Source organism: Paenibacillus oleatilyticus (genome assembly GCF_018998565.1).
Classification (GTDB): Bacteria; Bacillota; Bacilli; order Paenibacillales; family NBRC-103111; genus Paenibacillus_G; species Paenibacillus_G oleatilyticus.
In genome coordinates, this window is sequence record NZ_JAHNZO010000019.1 from 14,053 (window position 1) to 37,099 (window position 23,047).

At 49.6% G+C, this 23,047-nt stretch carries 15 protein-coding genes and 2 pseudogenes; 9 read left to right on the forward strand and 8 right to left on the reverse strand.

Translation table 11 applies throughout. The features are described from left to right. Nucleotides 1-88: 88 nt before the first annotated feature. The 5 genes from KQX66_RS22500 (at nt 89) to KQX66_RS22520 (ending at nt 8,233) form a co-directional block, all read left to right on the forward strand. The gene (locus KQX66_RS22500) at nt 89-646 is read left to right on the forward strand and encodes a TetR/AcrR family transcriptional regulator (protein WP_216795051.1); all 558 of its coding nucleotides are present in this window, start codon (nt 89-91) and stop codon (nt 644-646) included. A gap of 220 nt (nt 647-866) precedes the next feature. Continuing rightward, nucleotides 867-2,144, forward strand: coding sequence for an efflux RND transporter periplasmic adaptor subunit (locus tag KQX66_RS22505; protein ID WP_216795052.1), 1,278 nt, complete (start codon nt 867-869; stop codon nt 2,142-2,144). Nucleotides 2,145-2,189: 45 nt separating this feature from the next. Then, nucleotides 2,190-5,297 carry an efflux RND transporter permease subunit gene (locus tag KQX66_RS22510; protein WP_216795053.1) on the forward strand — a complete coding sequence of 1,036 codons (3,108 nt, stop codon included), beginning with the start codon at nt 2,190-2,192 and terminating at the stop codon, nt 5,295-5,297. After that, nucleotides 5,294-7,039 carry a hypothetical protein gene (locus KQX66_RS22515; RefSeq protein ID WP_216795054.1) on the forward strand — a complete coding sequence of 582 codons (1,746 nt, stop codon included), beginning with the start codon at nt 5,294-5,296 and terminating at the stop codon, nt 7,037-7,039. Before KQX66_RS22510 ends, KQX66_RS22515 begins: the two co-directional genes overlap by 4 nt. A 180-nt stretch (nt 7,040-7,219) precedes the next feature. Next, nucleotides 7,220-8,233, forward strand: a complete 1,014-nt coding sequence (locus KQX66_RS22520) for a fibronectin type III domain-containing protein (RefSeq protein ID WP_216795055.1) — start codon at nt 7,220-7,222, stop codon at nt 8,231-8,233. 90 nt (nt 8,234-8,323) lie between these two features. On the opposite strand, the gene KQX66_RS22525 is transcribed toward KQX66_RS22520, so the two are convergent. From KQX66_RS22525 to KQX66_RS22540, 4 genes are all read right to left on the reverse strand, one after another. Further along, nucleotides 8,324-8,779 (reverse strand): hypothetical protein, encoded by a 456-nt coding sequence (locus tag KQX66_RS22525; RefSeq protein WP_216795056.1) that lies wholly within the window; start codon nt 8,777-8,779, stop codon nt 8,324-8,326. Nucleotides 8,780-8,872: 93 nt separating this feature from the next. Then, nucleotides 8,873-10,702 (reverse strand): ABC transporter substrate-binding protein, encoded by a 1,830-nt coding sequence (locus KQX66_RS22530; RefSeq protein ID WP_216795057.1) that lies wholly within the window; start codon nt 10,700-10,702, stop codon nt 8,873-8,875. A gap of 144 nt (nt 10,703-10,846) precedes the next feature. Next, nucleotides 10,847-12,355, reverse strand: coding sequence for an ABC transporter permease (locus KQX66_RS22535; RefSeq protein WP_216795058.1), 1,509 nt, complete (start codon nt 12,353-12,355; stop codon nt 10,847-10,849). 12 nt (nt 12,356-12,367) lie between these two features. Continuing rightward, nucleotides 12,368-13,810: an ABC transporter permease gene (locus tag KQX66_RS22540; protein WP_216795059.1), complete on the reverse strand. Its 1,443-nt coding sequence runs from the start codon at nt 13,808-13,810 to the stop codon at nt 12,368-12,370. A gap of 158 nt (nt 13,811-13,968) precedes the next feature. On the opposite strand from KQX66_RS22540, the gene KQX66_RS22545 reads away from it, so the two are divergent. Continuing rightward, entirely contained in the window at nt 13,969-15,705 is a 1,737-nt protein-coding gene (locus KQX66_RS22545; protein ID WP_216795060.1) for an ABC transporter ATP-binding protein, read from the forward strand. A gap of 1,106 nt (nt 15,706-16,811) precedes the next feature. Here KQX66_RS22545 and KQX66_RS22550 read toward each other — a convergent pair. From KQX66_RS22550 to KQX66_RS22565, 4 genes and pseudogenes are all read right to left on the reverse strand, one after another. After that, a pseudogene (locus tag KQX66_RS22550) lies at nt 16,812-17,751 on the reverse strand (alpha/beta hydrolase). Between the two features lie 83 nt (nt 17,752-17,834). Continuing rightward, the gene (locus tag KQX66_RS22555; RefSeq protein ID WP_216795061.1) at nt 17,835-18,887 is read right to left on the reverse strand and encodes an LLM class flavin-dependent oxidoreductase; all 1,053 of its coding nucleotides are present in this window, start codon (nt 18,885-18,887) and stop codon (nt 17,835-17,837) included. A 64-nt stretch (nt 18,888-18,951) separates the two neighbouring features. Continuing rightward, nucleotides 18,952-19,823 (reverse strand): annotated as a pseudogene (locus tag KQX66_RS22560) (NAD(P)-dependent oxidoreductase). A 65-nt stretch (nt 19,824-19,888) separates the two neighbouring features. Then, nucleotides 19,889-20,416, reverse strand: coding sequence for a TetR/AcrR family transcriptional regulator (locus KQX66_RS22565; RefSeq protein WP_216795062.1), 528 nt, complete (start codon nt 20,414-20,416; stop codon nt 19,889-19,891). A 358-nt stretch (nt 20,417-20,774) separates the two neighbouring features. Between KQX66_RS22565 and KQX66_RS22570 the strand changes: the two genes are divergently transcribed. From KQX66_RS22570 to KQX66_RS22580, 3 genes are all read left to right on the forward strand, one after another. After that, nucleotides 20,775-21,767 (forward strand): fibronectin type III domain-containing protein, encoded by a 993-nt coding sequence (locus KQX66_RS22570; RefSeq protein ID WP_216795063.1) that lies wholly within the window; start codon nt 20,775-20,777, stop codon nt 21,765-21,767. A gap of 336 nt (nt 21,768-22,103) precedes the next feature. After that, nucleotides 22,104-22,451 carry a helix-turn-helix domain-containing protein gene (locus KQX66_RS22575; RefSeq protein WP_237762984.1) on the forward strand — a complete coding sequence of 116 codons (348 nt, stop codon included), beginning with the start codon at nt 22,104-22,106 and terminating at the stop codon, nt 22,449-22,451. 223 nt (nt 22,452-22,674) lie between these two features. Beyond that, entirely contained in the window at nt 22,675-23,046 is a 372-nt protein-coding gene (locus KQX66_RS22580; RefSeq protein ID WP_216795064.1) for a hypothetical protein, read from the forward strand. Nucleotide 23,047: the final 1 nt, after the last annotated feature.

The following is a 23,047-nucleotide window of genomic DNA, read 5'->3' on the forward strand; positions in this document are numbered from 1 at the left end:
CACGCTAAACTAGGCTTTGTACCCGGAGTACCGTAAACGTATTCTAGCAATACGGACTCTGACTATTTTGGCATGAGGTGAACATCGGATGAAAGAACGGATTGCCAAAGCTGCTATCGCGCTGTTTCATGAAAAAGGGATCAAGTTTACGATGAGCGACTTGGCCAGTTATTTAGGGGTAAGCAAAAGCACGCTGTACGAGCATTTTCCGTCTAAGGACGAGCTTGTAGGTTACGTGGTTGATCAAACAAACGAAGAAACGGAAAGACGTTTTTGGGAAATTACCCAAGACTCGAGTTTGACCATATCCGAAAAGCTGAAAGGCATTCTCTTGATTGTTCCTGAGGATTTTCAACACAGCTATGTACGCTTGTTTGCTGAACTGCAGCGCTACCATCCCGAACAGTGGAGTAAACTGGATCAAGCCATCGACGAAGAGTGGGAGATCATCACTAAGCTGGTGGAAGACGGCATCAGCAGCGGAGTCTTTCGACCGACGCACGTTCCGACGTTGATCCAAATTCTCCAGGCATCGTTCGAAGCGATTTTCGAACAGCCGTATTTGGCCACCAATCAGGTTACGCTGCAGGAATCTCTTTCGACGATGGTGGACATCATCCTGCACGGAATTTCAAAAGAGAGTTAAGGCAAAAATATAGCGTTTCCATTCGTGAAAGCTGAGCAGCAGAACGGCGACCTTGCGGGTTGGCGGGATGCGGTTCGGTTTTTTTTGTTTTACGCGCAGGTTGGCCGGCCCTAATTTTGAGCTTTACAGGATGGAAAATGTCGGTATAATAAAGAGCGTGAGTACCCAAAAAAATATTATAGTACTCATAGTACAAAGATGGGGAAGCGAGAGTGACAATATGCGATTCATCAAGAAATTTTTTCGGCCCAAAATGCGGGGTAATACCTTTTCTAAAAAGCTGGGTGTCGTGTTCCTGACGGTTACCGCACTGCTTGCCGGCTGCTCGCAGGGCTCCTCGCCTTCGGACGCAGTAGTACAAGCGGCTGAACCGGCGGCCTTGAAAACCGTCAAAACCATGAAAGTGGCCAAACAACGCTGGGAAGGAACCAAGGAAATGGTCGCGGAGGTCATTCCTTCGCAGCAGTTGGATGTTGTGCTGAAGACGGATGGTGACGTTTTGAACGTTGTGAAGAAGCGGGTGGCGCAGGTCAATAAAGATGATGTGATTGTGGAGCTGGACAAGAAAGATATTTTAAGGCAAAAACAAAAATTGCTTTATGAACAAAGCAGCCTGCAGGAGCAACTGTCCAAGGCCAAAAAAGATTTCGAAGACGGCAGAACGGAGCTTGTCTACAATATCGAGACGTCGAAGCAAGAATTAACCGACACGGAGAAAGAATACAACACGATCCGCAACAATTACGATCGCGGACTCGCCGACAAGAAGCAGATGGAGCAGATGGAGAGCGTGGTGAACAAATTGCGGCGAGGCTTGGAGATCATGCAGAAAAAACTCGAAACGCTGGAAAACACCAATTCCTTCGCTGCGCTTCAACTGCAGATCCAGGCCAATGAAATTAACTTGCAAGACGTCGAACGCAGCATGACCTATTACGACGTGAAGGCTCCGGCTAACGGCGTCCTTGTCGAGATGCCCATTCTGGAAGGCATGGTCTTGGCCCGCGGAACGAAAATCGGCGTCGTTCAGCAGCAAAGCCCGATCAAGATTCGCGCTGAATTGACCGACACGAGCTTAAGTCACGTGCAGGGAAAAACAGAGCTGCCCTTCTACATCCCGGATACGCCAGATAAATTTACGGGAAAAATCAGCTACTTGGCCAATGTGGCGAACACCCAGACGAAGACCTACACGCTGGAGCTGGAAGTTCCGAATGAAGACGGACGCTTGAAATCCGGCATGCGCGTGCAGCTGGTTCTTGCCGAAGACGGGCAGCAGGAAACGATTGCCGTCCCTGTCAGCAGCATTGTTCGAGAAGAAGGGGAAGCGTATGTTTTTGTCGCTAACGGAGATCAGGTGGAGAAACGTAAAGTAAAGGCAGGCCGCACCAAAAAGGATCAGCAGGAAATTTTGAACGGACTGCATGTGGACGAGATACTGGTCATTACCGGACAGCATCAGTTAAAACACAACGAGAAAGTCAAAGTGGTCGAATAGCCATACGTTACATATAGTCGAGCTGTTGAAGGGGGATGACATGACTTGATTGCCAAAGCGCTGAAATACAAAAAAATTACGCTGCTGTTTTTCATCATGCTTGTGTTCGTGGGCTTTTTTAGCCTTGCGACCTTAAAAAAGCGGGAAAATCCCGAAATCACGACCTCCGTCGCACTGGTCAAAACGATCTATCCCGGGGCATCCCCGGAAAAAGTGGAGCAGCTCGTGACGAAGCCGCTGGAAGAAGCGATCAAAGAAATGCAGCATATCGAAAAGATCGAATCGACCTCCGAGGTCAATGTCTCGCTCATTACCGTAGAGCTGGTCCCTGACGTCGATTACAAGAAAGCGTGGGACACCTTACGGCAAAAGGTGCAAGCTGCAAGAAGCAAACTGCCGGCCGACGCCTACCAATCAGAAGTGGATGACGATCTGGTCAAGACGGCTGCTCAAATCGTACATCTGGTCATCGATCGTCCGGAAGATATGGAGAAGCTGCGGCCGGTCGCGGATAACTGGAAAGAACAGCTTCGCACGATCTCCGGAGTCAGTGACGTTCAAATTGCCGGTTTGCCCGATAAGGAAATGAAAGTGATCCTCGAAAAGAAGAAGCTTGAGGGCTTTGGGCTTCCTTGGGGTGTTGTGCTGCAGTCGCTGACCAATACGCACGACCGGATTCCTATTGGCGACGTCAAAAAGGACAACCAGCGCATTTACGTTCAATTGACGGGAGAGTGGAAATCGGCAAGCGATCTTGCGGATACGGTCATCTTCCGGTCGCCCGAGCAAGGACCTTCGGTGAAGTTGAAAGATGTGGCCGAAGTGAAAATGGGTACGAAGAAGGTCAATGAACAAGTATTCTACAACGGCAAGCCTTCGGTAGATATCGTGATCAATGCCGAGAAGGGAGTCGACGTTCCGTCTTTGCAGCAGAGAATCGATGAGGAAACGGCCCGCCTCAAAGCACAGCTTCCGTCCGACGTCACCATGGTATCCTTGTTCACGCAAAAAGAAAGCGTCGATAAGCTTTTTTCGCAATTGAGCAAAGAGCTGATCATCGGGATGGTAGTGGTCATCCTGGTTTGTTCTCTGGGGCTGAGGCTGAATACGGCCGTCGTTGTCTCTTTGGCGATTCCGATTTCCATTGCCATCGGGTTTCTGCCCGTGATGATGACCTCGATTGACTTGAACCAAATCACCATCGCAGCGCTTGTGATCGTGCTCGGGATTCTGGTTGACGACGCCATTGTAGTCAATGACAACATCGAGCGCAGGCTTCAGTTAGGCGACCGGCCCTACGAAGCGGCGCTGAAGGGCAGCCGGGAAGTGGGCATTTCTATTCTCACCGCTACCTTGGCCACGGCGGCGGCATTTTTTCCACTGTTCTTCCTGGAAGGCAACATCGGCGATTTCATACGGCCGATTCCGGTGGTAATCAGCCTTACCTTGGCGGCGTCGATGATTATGTCTCTGACGATTGTCCCGATTTACCGCCAGTGGTCCACCGAACGGCAGCTGCGCCGGAAGAAATCTACGAATTACGGTAAGCTGCCCGGGCTTTTGGGAGGAGCTCTTGAGCGCATAAGCGTTTTTTATGAAAAGCAAATTCGCCGCTTGCTGAAGAAACCGGTGCTTACGGGGATGACGGCCTTGATCATCGGCACATCCAGCTACGGGCTGCTGCCGTTTCTTGGGGTAGAATATTTTCCTAGCGCCGAGCGGTCCGAGTTTTTGGTCGATGTGGAAATGCCGGTCGACAGCTATTACGAGCAGACGGTCGATACGATGAAAAACTTGTCGGCCTGGGCCGAGCGGCAGGAAGGGGTTCGCGCCGTCTCTGCTTATACGGGGCGTACGGCACCCCGGTTCTATTATTCGGAGAACGTATCGTACGGCACAAGACTCGGACAATTATTCGTCAGTCTGGACGAATCCAAAGCACATACGAAAGAGCTTGTTCCTAAATGGCGCAAACAGCTCGGCCAGATGTTTCCGAATGCCGGGATCATCATAAGAGAATTGGAGCAAGGGGTTCCGGTCGGAGCTCCCATAGCCGTCCGGATCAGTGGTTCGGATTTACTGGAGCTGACTTCCCTATCCCAACAAGTTCAGGATAAGCTGAGAAGCATTCCGGGTGCTGTCAATGTGAAGGATGATGTAGGCGCGCCGATGCCAACGTCCGATCTACAGTTGGATAAAGACAAGGCGCAGTTTTACGGCGTGACCGAAAAAAATTTGTCCGCCTCGATGCGTCTGGCTACCGAAGGCGTGAAAGCGACGGATATCCAGATCGGCAATAAGCTGATCGATGTCACCTTGTATAGCGAAGACGAGAACGTCTCCCGCTATGAAGCGCTTGAGGACGTTTTGGTGCCTTCGCAAACCGGGATGCTGTATCCGGTGAAGGAGTTCGTCAACTTTGAACGCAACCAGATGGTTAATGCGATTCAGCACCGCAATTTGACCAAAACAATCACGGTCAAATCCTATGCCGACGGGCGTCTGGCTTCGGACATTCAGAATGATCTGACCAAAGCGATCAAGGATATTCACTTGCCGGATGGCTATAAGATCGAATACGGGGGCGAAGATCAAGAGCGCAATGCGGCCTTTATCTCGATTGGCAAACTATCCGTTATCGTTATGCTGCTAATCTATACCGTTATTGCCATGCAGTTCTATTCGCTGTCCACGCCGATATTAATTTTGTCGACGGTCTATTTGGCTCTGGGCGGCGCTTTGATCGGTTTGTTCGTAACCGGCGCTCCGATCGGATTCATGGCGCTGATGGGGCTGATCAGCTTATCCGGCATCGTCGTTCGTAACGGCATCGTGCTGATTGAATTTATCGAAGATGCCCGCAAGGAAGGCGCAACCTTGTACGATGCCATCGCCGAGTCAGGCCGGGCAAGGCTGCGGCCGATTCTGCTCACGTCCGCTGCGGCGATCGGGGGAATGCTTCCTATGGCCCTTATGGGAGGCAGCATGTGGCGGTCGATGGCCGTATGTATCATATCCGGTCTCATCTTCTCCACGCTGCTGACGCTAATTGTTGTTCCGACGATGTACTTAAAGCTTGCCGAGTGGCGGGATCGTCGTCAGAAGCGGCGCGCCGAACTCGAAACGACATATGAATTGGGAGGAAGCCAATGAATAGGAACTGGAAAAAACTCATGGTGGCATTCGTCGTCTCGGCTGCACTCGTCTATCAGCCCGGTTTTGTCTCGGCTCTTGAAGCACAGCAGATACCGGCCCAAGCAGAGTCTTATGCTATCGCCAAATCGCTGCGGGTCGAGGTAAAAAGCGTATTAAACGAGAAAACGTCAAGCGGCGTTCAATTGGGCGCGGTCATCCGGCTCCATAACGATAGCGATACGATTGTCCGCGTTCCGGATCATGAGCTGCGGTTGAAAACCGCCAGCGGCCTTGAATACATTTTGCAATCCAGCCGTTCGAATCTGCGCAGCATCGAGCCCAAATCCAAAGAAGAGCTCAGTTATATGAAAGTCGTTGAGCGCAAAACTGCCGTTCAACCGACAGAATTGCTGCTGGTCGATGTGGATCTCAACGTATATCCGAAGAAAGAAAAGGTGCTTGCTTCGATTCCCGTCGCTTCGATGCTCTGGAACGGAAGCTATTCCGAGATGAATCCATCGGCGGTCAAGAACTGGGGGGAATCGTTCCGGATTCCTACTCTGGATTCGCAATTGCTGTATACTCCCGTAGGCTATACCAAGAATCACACACCGCAAGGAATCGAAATGTTGATCAAGCTGCTGGTCGAGAATCCTTCGGAGCAGCGGGAAATGATCCCTGCCTTTTCGCTGGATGCCAAAACCGCGCAGCAGATTTACCATGGCAACCGGGTGGAGAAGGAAGCGATTGCTCTGGAGCCCGGCAAGAAACGATTCATTTATTATGCGATTCCGACGGATATGGATTTTAACGGGGAGATCAGCAGCCTCAACGTGTTAGCCTCCGAGCAATTCGTTGCGCAGGGCGAACAGAAGACAGCCGGAGCCGTTCATTTTTCCGTAGGCAAACTAGCCATTCGGTTCCCGAATCAGGGAACGAGAGAAGTGGAATCGACTCCGCAGGAATACCGGATGAATATGCCGATTGCTTTTGACAAGTGGAACAACTACATCGACCCGAGCCTGGAGGTGTCCGTCACGGATCTGTATGTGGGAGAGAACAGTGGGGACGGGTATAAAACGGCCATTGCCAAATTTAAATTAACGAATAAAGGAGAGCGCCCGATTCCGATTCCGGCCTTTGGGGCGGAACTGTCCGGCAAAGAAGGCAGCAGATACTCCGGCAGCAGACAAAATTATACGCTCAAAGAGCTGATGCCGGGAACCGGTTCCGTCGTCAGTTATGTTTTCGTGTTCCCGACGTCTGAAACGACGGAAATTTTCAACCTGAGGCTGTTGGACGACAAATCTGCCGCCCCGCACCAAACGTCGATTGCGTCCGTGGTCGTCAAGCCATCGAACAAGTCGGATTCGTCCAAGTTGTCTTTTTACCCGTACACGGTTCATCTCAAAGACTGGACGTTGTTCCCGTATGTAACGCAGACGCCTACGAACGCTATGGCGTATACGTACAAGCTTGTCCTCAATCTGGACGTAATGAAGGACGCGCAAATGATCGCGGACCCCAGCTTCTCCAAAATGAAAGTCGAGCTTGAAGACGGACTGGGGAGAACGATCGGGTATCAGTACTATTCGTTCGTCGGGCCGAACCGCTTGGTTTCCGGCCGGCAAAAGCTGACGGTCGACGGGCTCCCGGGAGCAGATCAGATGGAAACCAATCTGACGGTGAAAATATACGAGGTGATCGAGACCGCCTCGGGCGAGGTGAAACGGTTGGTTACGGCTTTGAAATCATACTAATAAGGTTCATTTGACGTTGGTCCCCCAATTGCTGTATCGGTTGGGGGACTAGTGTTTTTCATAGAAAGTGAATTTACTATGAACATTACATAATTAGAAAAATAAGTAATTAAATGTTTGGTGACCAAATGAAATAAATGGTATTGTCTGATTGAAATAGAAGAAAAGGGAGAGATTTCTTTGAAAAAGCTGGCGGGTTTATTCTTGTTTTTCATTTTGACCATGTTTGCGGCTTCTTCGGCTTTTGCAGCGACGGTAGGTTCTCCTCTCACAAAACCCGAAGAGGGATGGCAACGATTCGACGATACGGCTCCGCAGATTGTTTATTCCAATTACACCAGCCCGAGAGCCAGTCAAGCCGGAAACTACAACGGTACAGCATCCTACTCCGTTGATCCAAAAGCGGAAATTGAATTCAGATTTACCGGCCCGAAAATAAGAATTATCACTCAAATGTATGCTGGACGGGACCCTCTGGATAAAATTACGATCGACGGCGTCTCTTATACTTATACGGAAAGCTCCAATAATCTCATTTATCAAGCCTTGGTTTTCGAGAAGATCGGTTTGTCGAGCGGAGTGCATACGGTAAAAATATCGAGAGTTGCGCCGACAACAGGATATTTGACGCTGGATGCGGTAGATATCGACGCCTCCGGACAATTGCTGGGCATGATTTTGGAACCGGAGCAGTTGCAGGCAAAGCCGGAAAATGCAAAAGTAACATTAACATGGGGATCGGTACCGAATGCCAAAGGCTATAATGTGAAAAGAAGCACAACACCTGGCGGTCCTTATATGACCGTTGCCGGCAATGTATACGGCACATCCTACACCGACACAGCCGTAACTAACGGCACAACCTACTATTATGTTGTGACCGCTTTACATGCGGCAGGCGAAAGTGGCAACTCGAATGAAGCTTCCGCAACCCCGCAAGCCCAAGAAAGTCAGCGGGCCCTTCTGGTTGTTACCTTGGATACCGGCCTTGAAAAAGAGTTCGACCTGTCCATGTCGGAAGTACAAGCATTCATCAGTTGGTATGAAGGAAAAGCCGCGGGAACGGGTTCAGCCTCCTATGCGATTGATAAGCATGACAACAACAAGGGACCATTCAAAAGCAGGAAAGATTATGTCATCTTCGATAAGATTCTCACTTATGAAGTGAGTGAGTATACACCTGCTTCGAAATAGGATAATGGTTAAAATCCACGAAAAAACGAGGCCAACGAGAAAATGATATCGTTGGCCTCGTTGCTTTAGCACATCGTCACGCACATTTCGTTACAACCGGTTTAGCGGCTCGATGCGGTAGGCCGACTTCTCATCGGCCGCTCCCGTGTGCTCGCCGTGGATGACCCAGCCGTACGACAGCGTCGATGCCAGGCGGTCACGCTCCTCCACGGTCAGCTTGGCGGAGACCGACTCTTGTCCGGGCTCCAGGCTGAGCTCGGCTTCCTCGCCTAAGGCGAGCAGAAGCCAACTGGAGATGCCCCGCAGCGTGCTGAACTTGATCTGGTAACCGTTGTAGACGGCGTCTTCGAAGGCAGTCGGGTCGCTGGCGGCCGACTCGGTCAGTAGCTTGTAATCGAACTTGAATTTGCTCTCGTCCTGAGGCAGCTCGCCCGCATGGATGCGGCGAAGCCGTTCCTCCTTGGACCAACCGTAGGCGTTTAACGATTCCAGCATCAGGGCATCCCATTGCGACAGCTTGGCTTTACTTTTATCGGAAGAAGACATGGATGATCGCTCCTTATTTTATAGACGTTCGAAAGTTTGTGAAGAAAGAGACCGCCCAGTTGAGGCAGTCTCTTTTCATTATCGTTGAAATCCTTATTTTTTGCCAGCTTTGTAAGCGTTCAGGAACTCTTTGGCTTTGCCGGCATCGGCTTTGAGCTCAAGGCCGGTTTGGACGATCGGGCTGACCGTCGATACGGCTTTGAATTTATTGTTTTTGTAGTAAGCGAGGAACTCGTCTTGATTGATGGAGTAGAGCACCGCCTTTCTCAAATCGGCGCTTTTCGCCACTTCACGGTTTTTCGTGTTGAACAGCAGGTACGAGACGGCGTTGCTCGGCATGGTTTGCAGCGAAAGCTTGCTGTCGCTTTTGACGATGTCGAACTTCGTCTCCGGCACGCTGTAGAACAGGTGAATCTCGCCGCTGCGCAGCGCGGATAGCGAACTATCGGCTTCTTTGATAAAGCGGATCTTGATATTGTTCACCTTCGGTTCGTGCTTCGTGCCCGCCATGTAAGCCGGGTTTTTGAGGAAGAGCGCTTCGTAATCGTTCTTGTAAGACAAGATGTACGGACCGCTCGTGAACAGGGTGTTGTTATATTTTGCGCCTTCGGTTACCGTGTTTTGATCGCCATATGGGATGTCTTTGTTGACGTCGAATTTGGCTACATCGTACGTGTTGATGCTCTCGACTTGCTTCTTGGACACGATGCCCGCCGATTGGTGAGCCAGGTAGTTCAGCACTTGCGGGAACGGATTGGTTGTCGTCAGCTTCACGACTTGGTATTTGCCTTCTTTGCTGTTGGCTTGTTTCTTGTCCGGGACCAGCGCGGAAATTTTGGCGCCCAGGCCCTTTTCCAAACCGCTTTTCACCGTTTCGGAGCTGCCGGATTGCTTGATCGAATCGAGAACGGCCGGGTCGGTTACGAGTTCCACGTTCTTGATGTGCTCATGCAGCGTGTACGTTCGATGGTTCGGCACCGAGTTTTTGTCCTTCGCGCGCAGCAGGGAGAAGATGACATCGTCTGCGCCTACACGCTCGCCTGTATCAACAGCCAGCTTATCCTTGATTTGAGCGAAATTGATGTCGTCCCGCAGGATGAAGTAATAGTCGGTATTGCCTTCGGCGATGGCGAAATTATACGACAGGGAGCCTTCGGCGGTCAGCTTGTCGTCATCCGTCAGGTTGAGCAAGCGCACGTACATGTTGGTATTGATGATGTTGATCGAGCCATCGTTTCCTTTGATCGGGTCGAGCGACGTCAAGGTCGGCAGCGACGATTGCAGGATAATCGGGTCTTTCGCGCGTTTCCCCTCATCCTTGAAATCCAGCTCTTCCCACGGGAGGGAGCGAGATTTCGACAGTCGTACGGATTCCTTTTTCAGAACCTCTTGGTTAAAAGCTTGCGATTTGACGGAGATGTACAGGGGCGCGATATACGCCTTGTCGAACACCAGCTTTTGCTCAAGCTGTTTGTACGTATCTTTGTACTCTCCTTGCGTCTGTGTCGAAGCTTTCTCAATCAGCTCGTCGATTTCCTTGTCAGCCATGATGCTGTAGTCGCCGCCCGTTTTGAATAGCGAGCGCACGGCGTAATCCGGGTTGCCGGTTACCGTGGTCCAGCCCGACAGGGAGATGTCGTAATTGCCTGCGTCCTGCTGTGCCTTGAACGAGCCATAGTCCGGTTGAAGGTTCAGTTTTACGTTGAAACCGTTCTTGGTCAGTTGATCGCGGATGATGTTGACGTCCGCCTCTCCGGAGCTCATAGCGAGCAGTTCGATATCGACCTTGCTACCGTCGCCCACCGGCTGCTCTGACGACGGCTTGGATTGCGCCTGTTCGTCCTTGGTTGTTAAAGTGCATCCGCTCAGCATAAGCGACACGCTGAGAATCGCCGGAATGAGCAATTTCCCCTTTTTCTTCAATGGAAGTCCCTCCTGGTGAAAATAAGTTTTGAAAATATGAACTCACACACATTCATTTATCGCTCCTGCAGGATTCGAGAACCCGGAAGGGAGCTAGAGTATGGATGAGGATTCCGAATGCGCTGCTTGCCGGGACCGGCAGCTTTATTCCAGCTTCGGATCGAGCGCGTCGCGGAGACCGTCTCCCAGGAAATTGAAGGAGAGGACCAGCGCGATGATCGCCAGACCCGGGTAGATGGCCGTAAACGAATGCGACTCCAGATACGCGCTGCCGACCTTGAGAATGTTGCCCCACTCCGGGATATGCGGCTCGACGCCAAGACCGAGAAAGCTTAAGCTACTGGTCGAGATGACGGCGCTCCCGATGGTCAACGTCGATTTGACGATCATCGGGGAGATGGAGTTGGGAATGATATGCTTGAACAAAATCAACAGATCGCCGGAGCCGAAAGCCCGCGCCGCCTGCACGTATTCGAGCGTCGAGACGAGCATGACGTTTGCCCTCATCGTCCGGGCATAGGCGGGGATCGCTCCGACGCTCAGCGCGAGAATCAGGTTCATGGTGTTGGCGCCAAATGCCGCGATGATCGCAATCGCGAGCAGGATACCCGGAATGGCGTACAGGATGTCGAGCGCCCGCATGATCACATTATCCGTCTGCCGGCCGAAGTAACCGGAGATCGCACCTAGTATCCCTCCGACTACGACGGGGATCAGCGTGGACAAAAAGCCGACGAACAGTGAGATCCGCGCGCCGAATACGATGCGGGAGAACAGATCGCGTCCGAAATTATCGGTGCCGAGCGGGTAAGCCAAGCTCGGAGCTTGCAAAATCGCCCCATAGTTGTTTTCGATCGCCATGCCGTAATCGAACGTCAGATAGCTGCACACGGCGATGGTAAGCAGGAAACAAATAAAAAACAGGCCGAGCATCGAGGTGGAGCTTCTGGACAGGCGCTCGACGGCATGGTGGAGCTTCGAGTCCGACAGCTGTTCCTTGTCGCGCAGCTTGGCGATCAACAGAAGGCCCAGGAACAGGGCGAACAGATTGCCTGTTACGGCGGTTGCCAACAGCGCGATGGCGACGATCCACATCCACTTGGGTAAAATCTTGTCATCTGCGTAGCGCGCCACCAGCAGCAAGGCGACCAGTTGGAGCACGGCTGCCACGATGAGCAGCATCATGCCTTGCAGGAACGTATTGGCGACGTAAGGCTTGAATACGTTCAAGGCCGAGACGGCAAAGACGAACAAGGTCGTTAGCAGCGTATAAAAGGCCAACGTGTAGGCGGCGCTCTTTTTGCGTTTGATGAGCTGGAAAGCCGCCGTCCCGACGAAAATATTGGCTGTCAGCAAGCTGAGCAGCAGCACGTAGCCTAATCGGCGAGTCCTCCGTTGCAGCTCGCCGCTGCGAAGTAGGTCTCTTTTGATCAGGAACTTAACCGCTAACTGCAGCAGCCCAAAAACGAGATAGGCGGCGCATGCAGCCAAGACGGTCGGCTTCCAGACCGCGCCGGACCAATCGTAGCTGTTCAGCAGCAGCAACAGGGCGATTCCGAGCGAAGCGATGCCGGAGAAGCCGGCTTGACTGTATTCCGGGCAAGAGGCTAGCCGGAAGTGGATTTCATGTTTGTTTGGTTGAATGGTATTCACGGCTGCCACCTGCTAGTATTGTTTCATTTTTGAACGGATTCTTGGATCGAAAAAGGCGTACAAAATATCGATCACGACATTGACGATAGAGATTGCGATCGCGGTATAGACGACGCCGCCAATAATCGCAGGAATGTCCGGGATGAACTGCTTGTCCACGATATAGCTCCCGATGCCGTTAATGTTGAACACCTTCTCGGTTACGGCTGACCCTCCGAGCATTCCGCCGAACTGAAGTCCGATGACCGTAATGATCGGGATTAGCGCGTTGCCTACCGCGTGCCTCCACAGGACGCGCCTGCGGGACAGCCCCTTGGCTTTGGCGGTCGTAATGTAATCCTCGTGAATGACCTCAAGCGTGGAAGAGCGGGTCATCCGCGCAACCGCCGCCGTTAGGCCCGTGCCCAGAACGATAACCGGCATGATCATCGAAAGCCAATTCTCCGGATTATACGTAGCGGGAAGCCATTGCAGCTTGATCGAAAAATTCAGGATAAAGATCAAGCCTTGCCAGAAGTTCGGGATCGACAAGCCGAGCAGCGCGATGAACATAAACGTATAATCGAAAAACGAATTCGGCCGCGTCGCCGATATAATGCCGATCGGCAGGGCGATGAGCACCGCGACGATCGTGGATATCACCGTTAGTGTCAGCGTCACGGGGAATTTATTGGCGATGGCCGTCGTAACTTCCTCGTTACCGGCAAACGATTTGCCGAGATCGAAGGTCAGGATGCCTCTTAGCGTATCCCAGAGCTGAACCAGATAAGGCTGATCCAGTCCGTACAGCTTTTTGAATGCGGCAATCTGTTCGGCGGTTGCGGTTTCCCCGAGAATATTGGCGGCCGGCTCCATCGGCGATATGTACAGGATCGTGAAGACCAGGAAGGCGACGCCGAAAATGACCAGCACCGTCATGACCAGCCGCTCCACGATGTATTTCAGATAAGCGTTGCCGTAAATTCCGATCAGCGCATACATCAGGATGCCCGGCAGGAAAGTTACAGCCAGAAACGCCGGGTTTTGGATCAACATCCGAAACGTCTCCGCAAACGTGACCTGTCTCTCGTGGTGCTGCTCCAGATGAGCTTCGACCTGGCGCTGCAGCGCTTCCTTGAATTTTTCGGCGGTGATGCGCTCCGCTTCATGCTCCAACTGTTTCTGATCGACCTGTTGGTTGAAAAAATGATGCTTCCGGATCAACTGCTCCTTTGTTTCCGATAAAATCCGGTCCCGGTAGCCGGATTCCAGCAGTTTGCGTTCCAGACTTCGGCGCAGTTCCTGATGCGCCTTCCGTTTGCGTCCATATAAGTAGACGATGCCGACGATTACGTTTACGGGCGCCCCTGAGAGCAGCAGCAGGAAACGATAAGCCGGGTGCAGCAACATTTTGGAGTAGATGTTCCCGATTCGGTCAACGAGACGGGAACCTGTCACGACCGTTTGCCCTGTCAAGCTTGTGCGCTCCCTTTCAAGTAAATTAGCATTTTACTATTTGCATTATTCCGATTGTTATAGTAGATTTTAAGATAAGGGTCGAAAAATGTCAACAATTACTAACGACGACGATGCCAAGTTTTTTTCAAAATTTACGATTTGACGCAGGTGACTCCATGGATACGTTATTGCAGGTGAACCAATTATCCGTTTCATTTTATTCTCGCGATAAAGAAGTCGAAGCCGTCCGGAATGTGAGCTTCGAGGTACGCAAAGGCGAGACGCTCGGGATCGTCGGAGAATCCGGCAGCGGCAAGAGCGTCACGGCGCGCACGATCATGCGTCTGCTGCCCTCGCCGCCCTCGATGGTGAAGGGCGGAGAGATTTTATTCCAAGGCCAGAATCTGGCCCATAAAACCGAACAGGAGATGGAGCAGATCCGGGGGCGGGAGATCGGAATGATTTTTCAGGACCCGATGTCCTCGCTCAACCCGACCATGCGGATCGGCAAGCAGATCGAGGAGAGCTTGATCAAGCACCGGAAGCTCTCCAAAACGGAGGCGCGCAGGGAAGCGATCGAGATGCTGCGGATGGTTGGCATCCCGTATAGCGAGGCGCGCTATATGCAGTATCCTCATGAATTTTCCGGCGGCATGCGCCAGCGGGTGATGATTGCCATCGCGCTCGCTTGCCGTCCGTCGCTGCTGATCGCCGACGAACCGACAACTGCGTTGGACGTAACGATACAGGCGCAGATTTTGCACCAAATGAAGGAGCTTCAACTAAAGCTCGGCACCTCGATCATCCTCATTACGCACGACTTGGGAGTCGTTGCCGGCATGTGCGACCGCGTCGTCGTCATGAAGGAAGGCGAGATCGTCGAGACCGGCACGACGGAAGAGATTTTCTACTCGCCGAAGCATCCTTATACGATCCGGCTGCTGAACGCGCTGCCCCGGTTGGACGAGAAGAAGAAGCCGAAGCCCGCGCCGCTCATCGCGAGATCGGCCGAGGATCGACCGTTGCTGGAGGTGCGGGCGCTGAAGCAGTATTTTGATCTTGGGAAGGGGCAAATCGTCAAGGCGGTCAACGATATCAGCTTCGATATCCGGGCCGGCGAGACGCTTGGCGTCGTAGGCGAATCCGGGAGCGGTAAGTCGACGACAGGGCGAGCGATTCTTCGTCTGAACGAGCCTACCGGGGGCGAGGTGCTTTTCAAAGGGATCGCGCTGAATCGGCTCAACCGTGGTGAAATGAAGACGATGCGGCGCTATATGCAGATGATTTTCCAAGATCCGTACGCCTCGTTGAACCCGCGTCTTCGCATCGTTGATATCATTGGCGAAGCGCTGGACGTGCACCGGATCGCAGGAGGAAAAAAGGAGCGGCAGAAGCGGGTCGAAGAGCTGCTTGATATGGTCGGACTTAGTCCTGCGCATGCCATGCGGTATCCTCACGAATTCTCGGGAGGTCAACGCCAGCGGATTGGCATCGCACGCACTCTGGCCATCGAGCCGGAATTTATCGTGTGCGATGAGCCGTTGTCGGCTCTAGACGTCTCGATCCAGTCGCAGATCGTGAAGCTTCTGGAAGAGCTGCAGCAGCGATTGGGTCTTACCTATCTGTTTATCGCGCACGATTTGTCGATGGTTAAGCATATCAGTGACCGCGTGGCGGTGATGTATAAAGGCAAGATCGTGGAGCTGGCTGAAAGCGAGGAGCTGTACGAGAATCCGCAGCATGCCTACACGAAGTCGCTGCTGGCCGCGATCCCGGTTCCTGACCCGAAGGTGGAATCGCAGAAGACGTTCACCGCTGTAGAGGAGTCCTCGAAGGCGGACCCATACGGCTTGGAGCGCTCAAGCTTTGTTGAAGTGAAGAAGGGGCATTGGGTGGCGGTTGCTGAGGGGTAGGGTTAGGGATAAATAGGCAGGGGAGTTATAATTTAGGAGTCCGTCTCGTTCTTTGTGATCGGCTGCTGGAAGAATTTGAAGGTAAGGACATTAAAGAGGTAGAATTAGCTTATGCAATATAGAAACTAACCAAAGCAGAGTTGAATTCTGTTGGAAAAAAACGGGTAAAGATTTATAATGTAACTACGCATTTGTGTCGTCGACCTCCAATGCTGCAAAAAAGCCGGGGGATCGACGACAATGAGGGCAGCGTGGTAACAGAGATTTTGGTAGCTGGTGTAAGGGAGAATTGTTTGTTAGATATGTGGGAATAGCGTAACGACGGCGTTTTTGTGGGTTTTGAACGTACCTATGAGGAATTGAAACTAGAGTTTGTTCTGACTGTGCAATTGCCGATACGCGAAGTTTTGAACGTACCTATAAGGAATTGAAACGAGTCAAACTCTTTGATTTGGGACTTGTATAATTCGTTTTGAACGTACCTATAAGGAATTGAAACCGATAAGCTCGTTTGATTCCACAGTACGACCGAACGCGTTTAGAACGTACCTATAAGGAATTGAAACTTCGGTCGGTATGGTGGCCTTCGGCCGCCAAACAGCCGTTTAGAACGTACCTATAAGGAAAAACTCCTTAGCGGTCAGCTTAGGCAGCGTCGTCTGGATTCGGTTTAGAACGTACCTATAAGGAATTGAAACTGGATTCGGTCCGTGGTCTTGATGTCGGCAAAACAGTGTTTAGAACGTACCTACGGAAAATTGAAACATCCTTCGGCGACTGTAGGCGTCATAGTCGAGGTTGTTCCAGCTAGGCATATTTTTGGATTCCCAACATTTAGAGCTTCGAAAAAGAGGATCTGGGTTCGAAGGAAAAAAGTCTTTACGGATCGACATCTGTATCCGGAGCAACATGATTGGTGATAAACCTGCATCAACTTGAAGCGCTGCATATACCGTACACCGTCGTTGGAGAGGCTGCAACAAAGAGCATCCTCTCCCTTGAAGGAGAAGATGCTCCTTGACACTAATGGTTTCATTATTGACCGCAATGGAAGCTGTTTTACGGCCTTTACGTATATCCGTGTCGATTTTTACAATCTAAATAGATTAAGTATGAAATGCCCGGGCCATCGCATCCAGATAGCTCTGAACGGCGCGCTGACTTACTTCCGCTTCTGGAACGAAACTTTCAAAAAGGTGAAAGCATCCGGGATACAGGTGAAATTCGACATCTACACCTGCCTGTGCAAGTCGTGTTACATATTCGATCGTCTCATAATCGGAACAGATCAAGCTGACCCACACATGTATAGGTTGGTGGCAGCCCTACCAAATTGTCCGCTCTCGACGGTACCGCATAGGGAGATAACTCGCTGGCATCGTTCTCCTTGCCCAGGTACATGTTCCAAGCGGCCAAGTTGTTCGTTCGGTTCCAGATTGCGCGATCTTCCGTAATCTCATGGCTTGATGGCGTGATGTTACGGTTGTCGAGCATCGGGTACAACGGCATTTGAAAGATAATGGACGGTCCGCCTTTATCACGTGCCATCAGCGCGAGTGCTGCTGTCAGCCCGCCGCCTCCGCTTGCGCCGGCAATGGCAACCCGGTTCACATCAATTCCTAGCGATTCCGCCTCCTCTATCATCCAGACCAGGCCGGCATAACAATCTTCGATAGCCGCTGGGTAAGGGTTCTCGGGAGCAAGCCTGTAATCCACCGACACGACAACACATCCAGCCGTCTGAACGAAGCGTTCGCACAACTCGTCGTCCATATCAGGATGTCCCATCACATATCCGCCTCCGTGAATCCACAGCATGGCTGGAAGCTTGTCACCTTTTCGTCCGGCAGGTTCGTAAATTTTAGCCAGCATCTCACCTGCAGCACCCGGAATCGTTTGACTGGTTGTATGTACATGCTCTGATTTCTTCACAGGCGGAGCCGACACCAGACTTCTACTCCACTCCAAATTCTCTTCCAATTGAAACCCTGGAAATTGTTCAAAAGCCTCTCTTAATTCCGGCAGTATACGTTTATCCATATTCATGTAAATCCCTCCGGTAATATAATGAAACGAAATTGGATCTTCATTCATTCTCGTGTTCTGAAGGACGTTTGAATGGATACTCCTTATTCCGTCTCAGCTTCCCACTTGGCAATTTCCTCTCTTACCCGCGGAGCAACCTCGGTTCCGAGCAGCTCGATGGCCCGCATGACCAGCTCATGCGGCATCGTGCTTAAGGGTACATACATCATAAAGCGTGTAATGCCTACATGCTTGCGCAGGTGGATGATCTTCTGGGCAACCGTTTCCGGATCGCCAACATACAATGCGCCTTCAAAGCGTCGGGCAGCATCAAAACTGGACCGGTCGTAATACGCCCACCCTCGCTCTTTGCCGAGTTTATTCATACCAGCCTGGGTAGACGGAAAAAATGTATCTGCCGCCAACTCTGTATCCTCTGCAATGAAGCCGATTGAGTGAGACCCTACCCGAAGCCGTGATACATCATGTCCAGCGTGGGCCGCCGCCTTCTTGTAAAGCTGTACAAGCGGTGCAAAATGCATCGGACTTCCACCAATGATCGCCAGGATCAATGGCAGGCCCAGAAGACCTGCACGTAAGGCGGACTCTTGGGTACCTCCGCTGCCAATCCATATGGGTAGAGAGTCCTGAACGGGACGCGGGTACACACCAAGATTATGAATCGCCGGCCGATGGCCTCCCCTCCATGTTACTTTCTCAGATTCCCGTAATTTCAGAAGCAGTTCGATATTTTCATTAAATAACTCCTCATAATCATGTAAGTCATAACCAAACAACGGAAAAGACTCAATAAAGGAACCTCTGCCCGCTATGATCTCGGCACGTCCATCGGAGATGCCATCAAGCGTAGCAAAATCCTGAAACACACGTACAGGATCGGCTGATGAAAGGACCGTTACAGCGCTAGTCAGCCGAATCCGTTTAGTTAGAGGTGCAGCAGCAGATAACACAACTGCGGGTGAAGAAGCAGCGTAATCTTCCCGATGATGCTCACCTATGCCGAAAACATCAAGTCCCACCCGATCTGCAAGAACGATTTCTTCGACGACTTCGCGTATTCGCTGTGCGTGGCTGATCACTATACCAGTCTCAATATCAGGCTTTGTTTCTACGAACGAAGTAACACCTATTTCCACGGTTCATCTCACCTCTTTTGATTTTCTCCTGCACTACGCCCAACAGAGATTCGGGCAACCCAAATTATTTAGAAGAATGCTCTAGACAACGGATTAAAGCCGTCCAATCCATTTCACCATAACCTCGGGCCATCCCTACGGAAAAATGATTATGAATAAGTTGGCCCAGAGGCAGAGGAGCGTGGACGGACTGCGCTGCCTTTATAGCCAGTTCAACATCCTTCAGCCCAAGCTTCATTTTAAAACCGGCCGGTTCAAAGCGCTGTTCTGTCATGATCGCTCCATAGTTCCGATATACCGGAGATTGAAAAAGAGCATTCACGACATCCATAAAGCGGGCCGGCTCTACGCCGTACTTTTCCACCATCAGCTGCGCTTCCGACAAAGCTCCAGCATTGAAGCGATTAAAAAGTTTACGCCTATTTTTACAACATTCCCTTCTTCGCCATGATCCCCAATCTCGAATATTTCTTGACCCAATGCTGCTAAAACAGGCATTACTCGTTGCCTGGCTTGTTCGGGACCTGCCAAAAGGATGCGCAATTTAGCTGCTTTAGCGGCATCCGGACGCCCCAGCACCGTGGCGGACACAAAGTATTGCTTTCTCTCTGCATGCGCGGTAGATAATTTCCGAGCCAGATCTACACTTATCGTACTTGCAGAGATATGAATCCCTTTTTCCGGCAATCCGTTCAGAATTCCATTCGGTCCCTCAACGACCTCCTCCAAAGCGGCATCATCAGAAAGCATGGTTATTACAAGATCGCTCTCTTTGGCTGCCTCCAACGGTGTTCCGGCATATCGTGCTCCCTGATGCATTAAGGGTTCCGCTTTTTCAGGGGTACGATTAAAGATGATTAATTCATAACCGGCTTGCAGCAAATTTTGTGCCATTGGAAAACCCATATTTCCAAGCCCAATAAACGATACTTTCATAAGTCTCATCTCCATTTAATATGAATAAGATAATGGAACGATCGTTCCAATATGGTCAAAAAAAATTATATTCCTTCAATTACTCTTTTTATCATGTCCTTTGCGCGTTGCTGATCCGGATCTACCTTTGCCATGACATTTATACTTTGATGTAAATGTAACAATAAGTAAGACAGCGCTTTGACATCTGTATTTTTATCAATTTCGCCGGATTGCCGGCCTTTTTCCAAAAGCTCGTAAAAAGCCTGTTCCAAATTCGAAAAGCTGGTCTTTATCAATTCATTTAATTTTTCATCCGGCGACTCCAGTGTTGTAGCTGCATTCGTTACAAAACATCCACCAGGTAGGCTGGTATCGTACGCTGTCGCAATATGATGCTCAAAATATTGTCGAAGTCCTGCTCTAACGCTTGATGCCCGTTCAAGAATGACCCGTTTATTGAAGCTAACCTTTTTGTAATGTTCCAGTGCAGCAATGTACAATGCTTGCTTATCGGAAAAAGTATCGTAAAGACTGGATCGGCTAATGCCCATAACTTGCAGCAAGTCCGGAATGCTTGTTGCCTCATAACCCTTTTTCCAAAACAACAGCATCGCTTGGTGTAACGCTTGATCCTCGTTAAACTCTTTTGTCCTAGCGATGAGTAACACCTCCCGTAATTGAAATATAACATATCTGAACCGATCAGTCCAGAAAGGGTGAAAAGAAGACTTACTTTTTCGTAACAATTCTCTCTGAACTACAAATTTGCGGGCTGGCTGAAAGCGAGGAGCTAGCTGTGGAAGGTCTCGAAGCAGGCGACGACATAACAAGGATAAATATCCAAAAAAATGCTAATAAATAACTTTATATATAACATTTGGTTATATTTGTTTGGACAACCCATGTAATATTTTGTAGTATTTTATTTGTTTCGACATGAAACATATGAGAAAAAAGGAGAGATTTGTTTTGAAAAGAAGAATTTCTTTATTATTATCCATCATTATGCTAATTATGCTTTTTTCATCCGTGCCTGCCTTTGCATATCAAAATGGACTTTTGCATGGAAAACAGTTGTCTAAAAGTATGAGAGTTGATGAAGGTCCAGTTTTCAACCGTGGAGAATGGACAGATGGCAATGAATCTACTTACGTAGATCTGAATAAAGATGTTTACGCATGGTACAAATTCGATACTGTTAAGACAATAAGTTCTACTAAATTTCTTGTAAATTCTAACATGGATATTATTTTTTATGATGAATCAAAAAATGTTATTTTTAGGTATAAGTATGTTCCCTCTGGCCCTAAGAGTGTCCAACAAATTAATTTTCCTACTTCGATTGCAAATGTAAAATTTGTTGCAATATTTGCACCCTATGACGTTTTAGTTTATGAATTTGATGTTTTTGAGAACCGCCAGGGTGATGTTCCTGGGGCCCCCACAAATCTAACTGCTACAGGGGGAGATGCACAGGTCACTCTTAATTGGAATTCAGTTACTGGTGTTAAAGGATATAATATAAAAAGAGCAACTACCCCAGGTGGACCGTATACTACTGTTGCTAATGATGTGTATGGTACAACCTATACAGATACTACAGTTACCAATGGAACTACTTATTATTACGTTGTTACGGCAGTCACTGCTGATGGAGAGAGCGCAAACTCTAACGAAGCTTCCGCAACGCCGAAAGGACAAGTAACGCCTCCTACCAGTGGTAGAGCAATTTTAGTTGTTACGTTGGATACCGGCCTTGAAAAAGAGTTTGATCTCTCTATGACTGAAGTAAATGCATTCATCACCTGGTATGAAGGAAAAGCTGCTGGAACCGGCCCAGCTTCCTATGCGATTGATAAACACGACAACAATAAGGGGCCTTTCAAAAGCAGAAAAGATTATGTGATCTTCGATAAGATTCTCACCTATGAAGTGAATGAGTATACTCCTGTTTCTAAATAGTAAAATGAATCCCCACCAGCCGAAGCTAGTGGGGATTTTCTTTTGCTGGTGAATTATCGCAGTATCCTTGTAACTAAGTCAATCGTACATAAGGAAATTAGACCTAAATACCCGCAAATTAAAACGTACGCAAAGAACCGAAGAAATTGTAAAAGCATTGCTTCAAACTCCCATAACCTATATTTTAGGTAAACTTTACGTTTTCTAGTTGAAACATTTATGTTAATGACTAAAATTTTACGATAGAAACTTAAAAGTTTCAATTAAGAAACGTTTAGAATCATTATCTATTTTGTGGGAATTGTCTACACTAACCTACAGGGGGTGTGGACTACTGTGAATGTTCTTCAGAAGACAGGTGCCCGAATACGCACTTTGCGAAAATTAATGGGAATTTCGCAAGAAGCTTTGGCAGAGAAAGCCGACTTGCACTATGTATATATCGGGAGTATGGAACGTGGGGAGAGGAACATCACTCTTCAGAACCTTGAAAAGATTGCTAAGGCTTTAAATGTGGAATTATATGAGCTTTTTAAATTCGAGGATTTAGACATAACTGACGATGTTACTACTGCTGCAATATTGGCGGCATTAAGAGATAAAAGCGAAGAAGAAAAACGGTGGATATTCCAAATAATAAATTTAATACTTAATGGAAATAAACTAAATGCCCCGCCAGACTGAGCCAGAGCGCTTTTCTTTTGTAAATAGCTTTGTATCGAGGACATCTCAGAATTAACTGCCATTTAAAAGAATAATAGTTACTATACACCCCATATCCAGCCTATAGACGAGGAATCTCGCCTATGGGCTCTTCTTATTCAACACACGAATATGTAAAATTCCCGGTTCCCATAAGCAGGCTTTTTTAGTATGGTATTATGGTAAATAACAGGGAGGTCTGGCGATGAGAAAAGCCTTCGCTTTACTCTTTTCACTGCTGCTTTTGCAGGGATGTGCCCGTGAAGATCAAAAGAACCTTGTGCTCTCCGGCGAGAGTGAGCATTGGACGGGGAAGTTTGAAGTTTATCGGATCGGCGACAAAGCGGAGGAAAGATTCACGCTTCAATATAAACCGAATGAGCGGCTTACGGTGCCGATTGACTTCTCCTATTCCTATTCCGGGGGAAGCTCCTCGACAAAAGGCTATAACATAAAAAATAATAAAATCGTGGCCCGTTCCGTCTCCTCGATTGCTCCTCTTCAAAAGAGCGAGGAAATCCCCATACATGTCGAATGGGATGGAAAAAAGGAGGACGTGCTCCTTAAGTCGAAATAAT

Coding starts and splice junctions, on each gene's coding strand:
- KQX66_RS22500 (WP_216795051.1), top strand. CDS start 89: ATGAAAGAACGGATTGCCAAAGCTGCTATCGCGCTGTTTCATGAAAAA.
- KQX66_RS22505 (WP_216795052.1), top strand. CDS start 867: ATGCGATTCATCAAGAAATTTTTTCGGCCCAAAATGCGGGGTAATACC.
- KQX66_RS22515 (WP_216795054.1), top strand. CDS start 5,294: ATGAATAGGAACTGGAAAAAACTCATGGTGGCATTCGTCGTCTCGGCT.
- KQX66_RS22525 (WP_216795056.1), bottom strand. CDS start 8,779: ATGTCTTCTTCCGATAAAAGTAAAGCCAAGCTGTCGCAATGGGATGCC.
- KQX66_RS22545 (WP_216795060.1), top strand. CDS start 13,969: ATGGATACGTTATTGCAGGTGAACCAATTATCCGTTTCATTTTATTCT.
- KQX66_RS22565 (WP_216795062.1), bottom strand. CDS start 20,416: ATGCTGTTGTTTTGGAAAAAGGGTTATGAGGCAACAAGCATTCCGGAC.
- KQX66_RS22580 (WP_216795064.1), top strand. CDS start 22,675: ATGAGAAAAGCCTTCGCTTTACTCTTTTCACTGCTGCTTTTGCAGGGA.